This window comes from Salinicoccus sp. CNSTN-B1 (assembly GCF_054792835.1).
Window position 1 is genome coordinate 702,392 of sequence record NZ_JBTWMN010000004.1, and the last position, 12,596, is coordinate 714,987.

General features: G+C 44.5%; 11 protein-coding genes and 3 pseudogenes. 7 read left to right on the top strand and 7 right to left on the bottom strand.

The window, feature by feature from the left end; all coding sequences use genetic code 11:
• Window positions 1–17: 17 nt before the first annotated feature.
• The 4 genes and pseudogenes from ACYF68_RS04100 to ACYF68_RS04115 all read right to left on the bottom strand — a co-directional run bounded on the left by ACYF68_RS04100 (window position 18) and on the right by ACYF68_RS04115 (window position 3,171).
• Entirely contained in the window at window positions 18–1,052 is a 1,035-nt protein-coding gene (locus tag ACYF68_RS04100; protein WP_461045470.1) for a lipoate--protein ligase, read from the bottom strand.
• Window positions 1,052–1,954 (bottom strand): SIR2 family NAD-dependent protein deacylase, encoded by a 903-nt coding sequence (locus ACYF68_RS04105; protein WP_461045471.1) that lies wholly within the window; start codon window positions 1,952–1,954, stop codon window positions 1,052–1,054. The genes ACYF68_RS04100 and ACYF68_RS04105 overlap by 1 nt, the downstream gene beginning before the upstream one ends.
• Window positions 1,955–1,963: 9 nt before the next feature.
• Window positions 1,964–2,758, bottom strand: coding sequence for a protein-ADP-ribose hydrolase (locus tag ACYF68_RS04110; RefSeq protein WP_461045472.1), 795 nt, complete (start codon window positions 2,756–2,758; stop codon window positions 1,964–1,966).
• A gap of 81 nt (window positions 2,759–2,839) precedes the next feature.
• A pseudogene (locus ACYF68_RS04115) lies at window positions 2,840–3,171 on the bottom strand (glycine cleavage system H family protein).
• A gap of 182 nt (window positions 3,172–3,353) precedes the next feature.
• Between ACYF68_RS04115 and ACYF68_RS04120 the strand changes: the two are divergent.
• Window positions 3,354–4,532, top strand: a pseudogene (locus ACYF68_RS04120) (NADH-dependent flavin oxidoreductase).
• Between the two features lie 142 nt (window positions 4,533–4,674).
• Here the strand turns inward: ACYF68_RS04120 and ACYF68_RS04125 are convergent.
• On the bottom strand, window positions 4,675–5,118 hold the full coding sequence (locus ACYF68_RS04125; RefSeq protein WP_461047484.1) for an acyltransferase family protein: 444 nt from the start codon (window positions 5,116–5,118) through the stop codon (window positions 4,675–4,677).
• An 11-nt stretch (window positions 5,119–5,129) separates the two neighbouring features.
• Entirely contained in the window at window positions 5,130–5,768 is a 639-nt protein-coding gene (locus ACYF68_RS04130; protein ID WP_461045473.1) for an acyltransferase family protein, read from the bottom strand.
• A 396-nt stretch (window positions 5,769–6,164) separates the two neighbouring features.
• Between ACYF68_RS04130 and coxB the strand changes: the two genes are divergently transcribed.
• The 6 genes and pseudogenes from coxB (at window position 6,165) to glpT (ending at window position 12,140) form a co-directional block, all read left to right on the top strand.
• On the top strand, window positions 6,165–6,872 hold the full coding sequence (coxB, locus tag ACYF68_RS04135) for a cytochrome c oxidase subunit II (RefSeq protein WP_461045474.1): 708 nt from the start codon (window positions 6,165–6,167) through the stop codon (window positions 6,870–6,872).
• Between the two features lie 90 nt (window positions 6,873–6,962).
• Window positions 6,963–8,818: pseudogene (locus ACYF68_RS04140) on the top strand (cytochrome c oxidase subunit I).
• Window positions 8,802–9,383 (top strand): cytochrome c oxidase subunit 3, encoded by a 582-nt coding sequence (locus ACYF68_RS04145; RefSeq protein WP_461045475.1) that lies wholly within the window; start codon window positions 8,802–8,804, stop codon window positions 9,381–9,383. Before ACYF68_RS04140 ends, ACYF68_RS04145 begins: the two are co-directional and overlap by 17 nt.
• Window positions 9,384–9,448: 65 nt before the next feature.
• A complete protein-coding gene (locus ACYF68_RS04150) occupies window positions 9,449–10,105 on the top strand; it encodes a DUF4396 domain-containing protein (RefSeq protein WP_461045476.1) in 657 nt (218 codons plus the stop codon).
• A 143-nt stretch (window positions 10,106–10,248) separates the two neighbouring features.
• The gene (locus ACYF68_RS04155) at window positions 10,249–10,536 is read left to right on the top strand and encodes a hypothetical protein (RefSeq protein ID WP_461045477.1); all 288 of its coding nucleotides are present in this window, start codon (window positions 10,249–10,251) and stop codon (window positions 10,534–10,536) included.
• A gap of 242 nt (window positions 10,537–10,778) precedes the next feature.
• Window positions 10,779–12,140: a glycerol-3-phosphate transporter gene (gene glpT / locus ACYF68_RS04160; protein ID WP_461045478.1), complete on the top strand. Its 1,362-nt coding sequence runs from the start codon at window positions 10,779–10,781 to the stop codon at window positions 12,138–12,140.
• Between the two features lie 93 nt (window positions 12,141–12,233).
• Here the strand turns inward: glpT and ACYF68_RS04165 are convergent, their stop codons facing one another.
• Window positions 12,234–12,473, bottom strand: coding sequence for an indolepyruvate ferredoxin oxidoreductase subunit alpha (locus ACYF68_RS04165; protein ID WP_344704028.1), 240 nt, complete (start codon window positions 12,471–12,473; stop codon window positions 12,234–12,236).
• Window positions 12,474–12,596 lie beyond the last annotated feature (123 nt).

The following is a 12,596-nucleotide window of genomic DNA, read 5'->3' on the forward strand; positions in this document are numbered from 1 at the left end:
CCGGTTGTTGATGTTGTTTACTTCACAGGGATGCTTAAGATGACACGCACCAAATCCTCAGGTGTCATGTCACCAAAGTAGTCTGAGATATGAAATACTTGCAGAGCCTGCAATAGATCGTCTTTCCGTAAGCGGACGCCAACAAGTGCCTCCTCAATCTCTTTAACATCCTTTTTGCCGAAGAAATCCCCCGTAATCTGGATGTCGGTTATCCGGCCATGGTCGACGCTTAAGCCAAAATTGATCGTACCAATTGGAAAACGCTCTGATACTTCGTACTCAAAATGCTGGAACCTTCCATAAGTCCAGTCCCAATTGCTGTATTTTTCAGCAGCCAGACGGTCAATGTGCCCCCAATCATCTTCCGTTAATACATAACGCTTTGCCTGGTCGATATGATCAATACCAAGCAATTCACATATCATGTAATCGGTGAACTCCCAAACTGTCATGGATTGATATTCCGGTGCAAGATGAGGGCGGATGGCATCGACCCGGCTTCTGACGGACTTGATGCCATGGGACTGAATTTTTTTCTGGTTCGGATTCAGTGCAGCGACCATTGCTTCGTAATTCGGGTCAAGCAATAAGGAATAGCCTGCGTAGATGCGCCCGTTCTCGAGTGTCATGGCGGCACCGGATATTTTCTTTCCGTCCACCGTCAAATCATTTCGGCCCTGCTGTTCTAGGTTTTCAACGCCCAATTTCTCTAAAGCCTTGATGGCCGGTTCATATAACTTACCGTAATTGTTGTAGATGTTGTTGTCGCCATTGAAGAGGAAACAAAAGCTCATATTCCGATCATCCAGATAAACGGCGCCACCACCCGTATCACGGCGGAGCATCTGGATATTGTGTTCGTCCATATAGGGCTGGTTCACTTCTTCATAGGCATTCTGAAACTTTCCTATTTGGACGACAGGATCCATCATATAAGGAAACAGTACATCGTCGTCCAGGAACAAGTGATCTTTTACGTATACTTGGATGGCCATCGAGACGCTTGGGTCATAGACCCACTCGCCATCACGTTCAGGCATGACTAAATACATCAGCGCCCCCCCAATTCGTTACTTTCAGCTATAGCGTGAAAGACGTCTTCAATATCTTCATCAATCCGTATGGTCCTAGGGCGAACTGCATGCGGGATGAAATAATCTTTTTGGTTCATCGTGACAAAAAGTGCTTTTGGATTCTCTTCTGTCATCCGCTGAAATGGATGTTTAATGAATTGTGGAGTTGTATTTCCGACGCCAATCTCCAGGAATAAAGTGCGTCTGCCTTCGATTTGCGCCAAAAACTGTTCATAGCGCCGCTTTTGTTCGTGGAAGTGTGCATCTTCCACCATACCCTTTTCTTCAGTGCGTTTATTCACTTCAAGGGGGGCGCCGCACTCTGGGCAATAGGGGATGAGACTTTCTGGCACTTTCATATCACTCTGTTCTTCAACCATCTGACGGATAAGGGCTTCGTTTTGATAGGTTTGTTGATGACAATGTCTGGTGCATTGCCATAAACCATATTCCCCTTGGATGCGAAAGACTTTATCCATGTCGTAGTCGGCTGCATAAAAAGCATTATCCGCGTTTGTTGTAATGATGTGATAGTTTTTCTCGGCAACAATTTCCTTTAAGTCGACATACGCTTTTCCAGTCGGCTGATCAAAGAAGTTCAGCAATGAAAAGCGGCTCTGGAACGCCCAATATTCCTGCACATCTTCAAATTCGAATAGACTTGCCTGAAGCATATCGAAGAGGCGGTACTTTTGGATGAAGTCTGGAAAAGCGTCTGTAAAACGCTCTCCAACATATGTAAACCCAGTCGCTGCAGACATTCCTGCACCGATACCGATTACGATTGCTTCAGACTCTTCAATCAAATTATGTAACATGTCCGCTTGGGACATGTCTGATCTATTTGATAACGTGTTCCAGTAATTTTCTACTTGTTGCATTATGATCACCTATTCTGACTGCTCAAAGAGCGATTGATAAATACGGAAATCTTCATCTTTAAAAACATTAAAGATAACGTCAAGCTCACTTCCTGTTTCTGCTAAATAAGATTTGACGGTGTGTACAGCAATTTCAGCAGCACGTTGATTCGGGAAATTAAATTCACCTGTCGAAATGCAGCAAAACGCAATTGTCGAGAGCTGATGCTCATCTGCCAAGGTAAGAGATGATCGGTAAGATGAAGCCAATAGCCGTTCTTTTAGTGGAGAAACACCGCGCTCATCAATGAAGGGGCCTACCGTGTGGATGACGAAATCCGCCGGCAGATTGTACCCTTTAGTTATTTTTGCTTTGCCTGCTGGTTCTTTTCGCCCTTGGGATTTGATTATATCCGCACAGGCAAGGCGCAGTTGGGCACCAGCCCGTGTATGGATGATGTTGTCAATACATGTATGATTCGCGCGGGTACAGCCGATCAATCTGCTGTTGGCTGCATTGACGATGGCGTCTACCTTTAAACTGGTAATATCCCCTTGCCAAATGTAAAGTTGCGGCCTGACAGCTGTAAGGTCGTTTATTGTGGTCAATGGCCGCTCATGATTCCACTGGGTCAAAAAAGCGTCTTGAACTTCAATGAACGCATTATCCACCGGTTTTGGCTCCCTGATGTTACATAACCCTTGGAAGAGGTGAAGCTTTTCTTCGAACGAATCTTTTTTAATTGCCTCAATATCTGTGCTTGTATTGCCATTTTCACGCATCAAATAATCGATCAAATAATCAAGTCGCACTTTCTGATCCATATATTTCTCCTTAGTGTGGATGCGTTACAATAGGGCATCTATATGAATGAACCAGTCTTCTGCCTATTGCACATGGTTTCCTTAAGCTTCTTCGAGTTGATTGAATACATCTTCATCTATATCTGTTAATTTAACGATCCAATTCTCTTCGGATTTCGAGGAATTCAGGAGCGCCGGTTCACTGATTGCCGCCTCGTTATGCGCCACCACTTTACCCGCAATCGGTGATTCCAATTCGAGTACTGTCTTGGAGGCTTCAAGGCTCAATATCGTGTCATCTTTTTTAAGTTCGTCCCCCATTGTAAACTCCACGAAACCAACCGTACCAATGTCATCCTGCAATTCGGGCGTCATACTTAATGTATACGTCTGATCCTCTTTTCGATAAATAAAAATTCGCTGCGTTTCTTCATTACTCTTCCCTCTTTCTGTATCGATGTACAATGATATAAAGCGTTTTTAAAGCGATTCAAATGCCGATTTCATTATATCAATATTCGAGTATTTATCAAATTGACAATATTTGTACCAGGTGATAATTTAACAGGAACTCCATTAACTTAAATTTATGAAATTGAGGAACCATTCCATGACTATGACTAAAAAGTATAGACCGCTATTTGAGCCAGTTAGATTGTCTAACGGAATCGTATTGAACAACCGTTTTGTCTTATCACCAATAATCACAAATTCATCAACTAAAGAAGGGTATGTGACAGAAGAAGACATCGCCTATGCGAAAAGGCGCGCCGCTTCTGCCCAATGGCGATCACTGGCGCAGCCTACATAGAGGAATACGCCCAACTGTTCGAATACGGCTTCAGCATTGACGATGATCGCAGCATAGAAGGATTGAAGCAAGTCGCAGAAGCTATGAAAAAAGATGGGGCAAAAGCAATCATTCAACTGACACATGCAGGCCGCTTCTCGAAGATATCACTCAAAGACTTCGGGGTCGTCTATGGTCCGAGTGAGATGAAATTGAATAGTCCAGTAGAACACACCGTGATCGCGATGAGCAAGCGGAAGATCAATCATGTGATCACACAATACGCTGATGCCACAAGACGGGCGATCAAAGCTGGTTTTGACGGGGTTGAAATTTCAGGGGCCCAACGCTTGCTGATCCAGACATTCCTCTCCACGTTCTCCAATAAGCGTGAAGATGAATATGGTGCAGACACCCTCGATAACCGGATACGTTTTGGAATTGAAGTGCTCGAGGCTGTCCAGCGAGTGATTGAAGCGGAAGCCCCTGAAGGATTTATTCTGGGATATCGCTGCACTCCTGAAGAAACACGTGGAAGTGAAGTGGGGTATAGTGTCGAGGAGTTCCTGTATTTTATAGACCGGGCAATGGAAGCGGCCGACATCCATTATCTGACTACGGCAAGTTGGGGTAAAAACATCTATAAGCAGACAATTCGACAAGGGAAACATAAAGGGGAATTGATGAATAAAGTGGTCTATGACCATATTGCCGGGCGGACAGCTGTCATGGCGACTGGTGGTATCAATTCTCCTGATAAGGCACTTGAAGGAATAGAGTATGCTGATATGGTAGGCGCGTCCACACCATTTGTCACTGAACCTGAATTTGTCACTAAGATAGCAGACGGACGTGAAGATGATATCGATTCTGGAATTCACCGAGGATAAAATAGAAGATCTCGCAATTCCTGAACAGGCATTTAAGGATATGATTGAATTGATGGATATCGGGGCATCTTTATCAGAAAAAACCCGTAGCGAATTAAACAAATTACGTAAATGACCCTCAATCAAAGACACCTTCGGAAGGTTGCAACGCGCATCATTCCGAAGGTGTTTTCATATGGATATAGAGATCAAAGTGAGGTCGTGATTTGCAGTTGTTGTAGACTTACAGCTATCCTTTATATATTGTCTTGATTCCTCTATCGATAGATGGACTTTAAAGCCTTCTTCCCATTCTGCAATTGGTGATAGAAGACAAGGGCAATGACAAGTACCAGGGGCGTCAACATCACTTTCCAAAGGATGGAATCTTCCACTGCGGTCAATTCCATTCGGTATAAGAGGATGTGCATGCACTCCATGATAAATACATGGGATACATAAATACCCACTGCATTCGCACCAATTTTAGTGAAAATAGAATTTTTCCCCATCTGATGGTGTTTTAAGGCCAGCATGAATAGTGTCATGACCAATGGCATAGTGAAGAAAAAATAATTCTCTTCCTTCCCATCGTATATCTGTAATGTGAGGAAACCTTCCAAGATTTGCATGAGGGACAGGAAAACAAGCGAAACAATGATAGACCAGGTCGGTATCCTTAAAAGCAATGCGTTGAAGAATGAACCGTATTTGGCTGCAATCCCGCCAAATGCTACATAGAATAGGGCAAAAAGACACCGTCCCTTGTATTGAAAGGCACATCATAAAGGAAGGAGTAGGCTTGGCCGAACAGGCCGAAAAGATGTAACCCTGCACTAATCACGAATAAAACCCCAACCAACCGCATTTGAGAAAATAAGAACAACAGGAGCACGGCGTATATGAGTGCCGGCAGGAACCATAGGTGATAGCCAGGCCAGCCTTCCCCAAAGTATATGAGACTCCATAGGTTGAGATGGCTGATGGAACTTGTGAACATCTCGAAGAGTGTCTCACTATTATTTTCCCTTTCGATAAATTTTACACCCAGTTCGAAAACGAAATAGAAAACAAGCCACGCCACATAAAGTTTGACCAGTTTACCAAGATACTTCTTGAAATAACGAAACTGGGCGCGTCGGCTTCCCTCTTCATTTTCCTGATGGATCCTGTTTAGCTTCTGTACAAACAGATACCCTGATGCCACAAAGAAGAAGGGCACTGCAAACCGTGCGAACATATTGATGACGAAATTCGCATCATCACCGTCGATCATTCCGATATGCGTACCTTGAACAGTCTTCGAGTGGATGGCCACAACGAAAAATATCGCAAACCCTTTGACATAATCAATCGTATAATTACGCTCCACTGGTTCTCTACCTCTCTTTATCGAATATCCATCAGGGCTTTATCCCCTTAAGCCATAGGCCGTTTTCCATCATCCTTTGGCTGGCCTAAAGTATTGGTGACGTATGGTGATACCATGAAAATAAAGCGGTAACCGGGTGAAAATGGCGTTTCCCTTAATATCTGTTGAGCGGTATTCTATCACGAAGACGCAGCATTTACTGTTACAAGAACATTAAAAGTATATAACGATGCCCGGATGATGGATTAGCGCAAGGTGTGTCATTTAAGGCAGCTGCAAATGAGCGATTCCATGCAGCATCAAACATTTAAAACATGGAAAAATCATGAATCATGTTTAAAGGGGAGGGGCGAGTGGGATAGTAAGTATAAAACCATGTTGGAAAGGAGTCCGACCATGAAGAAGCTTGGCTTACTTATTTTATCGGGCTTTACTCTGATGTTGAGCGGCTGCAGCGGGATAAATGTTTTGGACCCGAAGAGTTCCACCGGGAGGACGCAGGCTTACTTGATTTGGCTCAGCTTAGGCATCATGGCCCTGGTACTGATTGTGGTATTCATCCTTTTTGCATATTTTGTCTATAAATATCGTTATTCCGAAGCGCGGAAGGACTATGAGCCGGTGGATGTGGAAGGCAACCGTAAACTCGAATTGACCTATACGATCATCCCCGTCATCCTGCTGATCATCCTCGCGGTGCCGACCGTCAGGATCACAATGGAGCAATCACCCGATACTTCAGCCTCCCAGAAGCCGGAAGATGGCACCACTAAAATTGAAGTGACCGGAAGGCAATTCGAGTGGGAATTTAAACATGAGAATGGTGCTTCGGTGAAGGACGAGCTTGTCCTGCCTGAGGATGAAGATATCGAGTTCAATCTGCATTCCGAGGATCTCATCCACTCATTCTGGATACCGGAATTGGCAGGGAAAGTGGATGTTTTTCCAAATAAAGAACTGAATTACGTCATCCGGGATGTGGAACGCGGGGAATATGAGGGGAAGTGCGCCGAGTTCTGCGGTGTCCAGCATACGAATATGACTTTTTCCGTAAAAGTGATAGGTAAAGAAGATTATAAAGCGTATATAAACGATCTCAAATAGAGGAGGAATAGGATCATGGAGATATCTATCTTCGGATTTTCCATATCGGCACCATCCGATGTCATTGCAGCCTGGATATCCACTGTGATAATGGGCGGCATCATAACATTCTATGTAGTCAAGACCAATAAATTCCCCCTCATATGGAGTTATCTCCGAACGACCAACCATCGTAAAATCGGGACACTCTACATATTATTCGGGTTTTTGTTCTTTTCACGTGCTGGCTTGGATGCACTCTTGATAAGGCTGCAGCTCGCTGTGCCGAACAACGAGTTCTGGTTGTTCCAGTTCGAAAAATATGACCAGCTGTTCACCACCCACGGTACAATGATGATATTCTTTGCGGCTATGCCGATGCTGCTCGGGTTGATGAATATCGTCGTGCCCCTTCAGATCGGGGCAAGGGATCTTGCATTTCCTTTTCTGAATGCTGTAGGCTTCTGGCTGTTCTTTGCAGGTGCCTTGATATTCAACTTTTCTTTCTTCCTGAATAGTGCGCCAGGAATCGGTTGGACCGGTTATGCGCCACTCTCCACCTCCATATTTACGCCTGACGTCAATAGTGACTACTATGTATTCGGGGTCCAGGTGTCAGGTCTCGGCACAATATTTACGGCGCTGAACTTGATAGTGACGATCATCAGACACCGGGCGCCGGGCATGAAGTGGTTCAGGATGCCGCTCTTTACCTGGGCGACATTTGTGACCGCGATCATGATCCTGTTGGCGTTTACCGTATTGGCAATCGCCCTTTACCTGCTGATGTTCGACCGTATGTTCGGCACGAAATTCTTCTCTGGACCAGATGGCGACCCAGTCTATTGGCAGCATCTGTTCTGGATTTTCGGTCACCCTGAAGTATACATCCTTGCCCTGCCGGCTTTCGGTATATTTTCAGATATCATCCCTACATTCTCAGGAAAAAGGATCTTCGGCTATTCAGCCATGGTATTCTCCATCGTCCTGATCGGCTTCCTGTCCTTTACCGTCGGGCCGACCATATGCTGACGGTGGGGCTTGGACCGCTACTTAACACTTTCTTTGCGATTACGACGATGACGATTGCCGTACCGACCGGCATCAAGATATTCAACTGGCTGTTTACATTGCAGGGAGGGCTCATCCGGTTCACTGTGCCGATGCTTTTCTCCTTGGGGTTCATCCCATCGTTTGTGATGGGCGGCGTTACAGGCGTCATGCTGTCGGTATCTGCTGCAGATTTCCAGTTCCACGATTCACAGTTCGTCGTGGCACATTTCCACTACGTCATCCTCGCGTCGACGATACTTGGGATATTTGCCGGAATCTATTACTACTACCCTAAAATGATGGGGCTGAGACTGGATGAAACTTTAGGCAAATGGCATTTCTGGCTATTTCTGATTGGCTATCATCTCACCTTCTTCCCGATGCATATCACCGGTTTGAACGGCATGCCGAGAAGGGTGTTCACTTATGATCCCGGAGATGGCCTGACTGTAACGAACTTCATGAGCACAATAGGGGCCTTCCTGATGGGGGCTGGCATATTATTCTTCTTCTGGAACATTTTCAAGACACACCGTGAAAATGAGCCGGTATCAGACGATCCATGGAATGGCAGGACATTGGAATGGACCGTCCCATCCCCATCGCCGGAAGAGACATTCGACCCGATGCCTGTCGTTGAAGGAATGGACCCGTTATGGATCGTGAAAAAGGAGGGGCGGGAGATGAGGACCACTACAGACCACAGAAGTACACCCATCGCCAGGGATTCGATTCTACCTGTGCTGATGGCCCTTTCATTAGCCGCACTCACTTTCTGTATGATCTATCAATGGTTCATCGCCTCGGCAATTTTTGCGGTAGGGTTGTTTGCGCTCTTCATCGTCCGTTCATTTACAGATGAGAAAAAGGAGCACTACGGAAAGGGGAGGCTTCCTGATGGAGATGAATGCTAAGGAAGCGGAACTGTTCCGCGATAAGCAGATTGGCTTCTTCATATACTTAGGTGTTGAAGCGTTGATGTTCCTGACACTTTTTGTGACATACTTCATTTTCACGCCTTCTTCCGAAGGTCCCCACCCATCCGAGATATTCGATGCGATGACAGTGACCTTGTCATCCATATTCCTGCTCTCAAGCAGTGGCACGCTCTATTTTTCCGAGAAGGCGTTATCTTCAGATAAAAAGAAGAGTATGCTAGTCTGGTTGGGCGTCACATTCCTATTCGCGGTCATCTTTATGGTATTTGAGATATCTGAGTTCAGCCATTTCGTTTCAGAAGGGTACACGACATCAACGAGCTCTTTCTTGAGCTCATATTATGTACTGGTCGGGCTGCATGCCGCGCATGTGTTGTTCGGTTGTTTCTGGATGAGTGTTTTGTTTATACAAAGGTTTCTTCCCCAGTTCCCGAAAACACTCTACTACGAGAAATTCAAGATATTTTCCTATTATTGGCACTTCGTCGATCTGGTATGGATTTTCATCATCCTAATCGTCTACTTAAGGTACCTTATATGATCGCCTGAATATAGGACTATACTGATATAAATTACTTTTTCCATTTAGTATATGAGGTGGTTTAAATGCTCAGCACCATATCATGGATTGCCCTCGGCATCGGAGCAATCTCTTCAATAATCATTATAGTGGATGTCTTCAGGCATCCTCAGCACATGACAATCATGAATATCGTTTGGCCGATCAACGGGTGGTTCTTCGGCCCTATAGCCCTATGGACATATTTCAGATGGGGACGCATAAACGCCAAAAATCTGGAGCTCGAGGATAGCAGGGGCAACGGTGCAAAAGTATTCGTATCTACAAGCCATTGTTCGGCAGGATGTACACTCGGGGACGCTTTGGGCGTGCCCATCGTTACACTGGGGGCATTGACTATAGCTGGATCGACATTATATGCCCACTTTACCGCCCAGTTCATCCTAGCTTATATTTTCGGTATACTTTTCCAGTTTTATGCCATCTACCCGATGAACAAGAAGGCCGGAGTGAAGAATGCCTTCATCTCTGCCATCAAAGCAGACACATTATCGTTGATCGCCTTTGAAGTCGGCATGTTCGGCTGGATGGCGCTCGTCAACCTGGTTATCTTTGCAACCCCTCCGGCACCTAATGAAGGGGCGTATTGGTTCATGATGCAGATTGCCATGATCCTAGGATTCCTGACAAGTTATCCGGTCAACTGGTGGCTGGTCAAAAGGGGAATCAAGGAAGCTATGTAAAGTTAAAACCTGCCAATCGGCAGGTTTCTTTATGTCCATCATTTCAACTCTAGTTAATTGGCGAATAATCAGATTATAATCATTCAATTAGAATCACCGCTTTGATATGATTGATTTTAGAAGACGACAAAGGATGGGGTTTTATGCAGGTTTTGATGGTTGTGGCAGTTTTTGCCCTGGGGCTTTTTGGTTTCAATAGACTGATGGGCTACAAAAAGGAAAACAGAGTATTCGATTTTGAAGACCGCTATACGGATCATGATGCGTATGTAAAAGCTATACTTTCAGAACTCAGAAAAGAGGGACGAGAAGCCAGTTACCAAGGAGGCGCCGTATTTATGGTGGATGGCAACCGCTATACTTTAGTGGAGCGTAATGTTTCCATCGGGCCCGGCATATTGCAGCCGACCATTCTGCAGCCTGAGAAATGACAAGTGATGAATAACAGTTTTATTATGGTTTTTAAATATTAAATTAATATGAAAAAAGTATCTATGAGAGCGTTGACATAATCGAATATTTGGATTAATATTGCTTTACAAGTTAAAAGAAGCGGAATTAGAGACCACGCTATACCATTATTCGTCTTTTAGAAGACGAATATGGATTTTAGTGTGCTTTTTTAATGCTTTGATTGTATTTTTTAAATCATATTCAGAAAAGAGGAGTAAATATGAGGAATTTCTTCAAACCGCCTAAAGCTAAAGAGCGGCTTCCTGAAGATCAGGTCAATTCAGATTATAAAAAGCTGAGATTTCAAGTTTTTATGGGGATATTCATAGGTTATGCAGCTTATTATCTGATACGTAAAAACTTTTCGCTGGCTATTCCGTATTTGACTGAGGAAGGATTTACAAAGGGAGAACTTGGATTGGCACTTTCCGCTATTTCCATCGCTTATGGAATAAGTAAGTTCGTAATGGCGACCATATCCGATCGAAGTAACGCCCGAGTCTTCCTGGCTACAGGATTAATATTATCAGCGATTATAAACTTATTGATGGGGTTTGTACCATTTTTCACTTCAACAGTCACCATCATGTTCATTCTTTTGTTCCTGAATGGGTGGGTCCAAGGAATGGGATGGCCACCATCAGGTCGAGTGCTTGTCCACTGGTTCAGTGTGAGTGAAAGAGGCGGTAAGACCGCTATCTGGAACGTTGCACACAATGTGGGTGGCGGGTTAATGGCACCACTTGCGATTGGCGGAGTAGCCATTGTCTCAACTTATTTTGGCGCGACCTATGCAGGGTACGAAGGCGTCTTCATCTTGCCTGCCCTTGTCGCAATTGTCATAGCGGTTGCGGCATTTGCATTAATTCGGGACACTCCGCAATCCATGGGATTGCCACCGATTGAAGAGCATCGGGATGACTACCCAAACAAATCGAAGAAGACATTTGAGACAGAACTGACGACAAAAGAAATTTTATTTAAATACGTTTTGAACAACAAGTGGGTATGGGCGATTGCGATTGCCAATATCTTTGTCTACTTTGTCCGCTATGGAGTCCTTGATTGGGCACCGACTTATTTGAGTGAAGAGAAAGGCTTCAGCATGAACGAATCAGGTATTGCATATTTCCTTTATGAATGGGCTGGTATCCCAGGCACATTGTTGTGTGGATACATCTCAGATAAAGTCTTTAAGGGACGACGTGGGCCAGCAGGTGTGGTCTTCATGGTCGGAGTGCTTATCGCCGTACTGGTGTATTGGTTTAATCCAGCAGGAAATCCATTGATTGATAACTTTGCACTTATAGCAATAGGCTTCCTGATATATGGGCTGGTTATGCTGATAGGCTTGCAGGCCTTGGATTTTGTACCTAAGAAAGCTGCTGGAACAGCAGCAGGTCTGACCGGGTTCTTCGGTTATATAGGTGGCGCGGTATCGGCTAACGCAATTATGGGATATGTCGTACAAGGTTTTGGCTGGGATGCGGGCTTCCTCCTACTGACAAGCTCATGCATACTTGCAATCATCCTGTTTGCAGTCACCTGGAATGTTCGTGGGCAGGAAGTAGTGAAAGGTTAAAATATTTATATAAAAATTTTCGTTAAAAAAGATTCCTTTGAAAAACTTCAAAGGAATCTTTTTGGTTTTGGAGCATTCCAAAACATTGTGTCATTATTTGCTTGCAAAGAATTTCTCTGCCTTTTCAAGGAATGGTTCCTCTTCAGGAGTCATTTCGTATTCCTCTACGATCGCGTCGACCGGGCAGACTGCTACACATGCTCCGCAGTCGATGCAGATATCCGGATCAATATAGAACTGATCCTCACCTTCCTCGATGCAATCGACTGGACAGACATCTACACACTCTCCGGACTTCTCTTCCATACATGGTTGAAGGATTACATAAGCCATTGGTATCCCTCCTTACTCTATATAAGATTCGCTCGCTGCATAGCGTAAAAATATGGATCAAGATTCAAAATATAAAAATCAATGTCTAACTGTGATCATGTTGGCTGCCCAATCTATATTTCA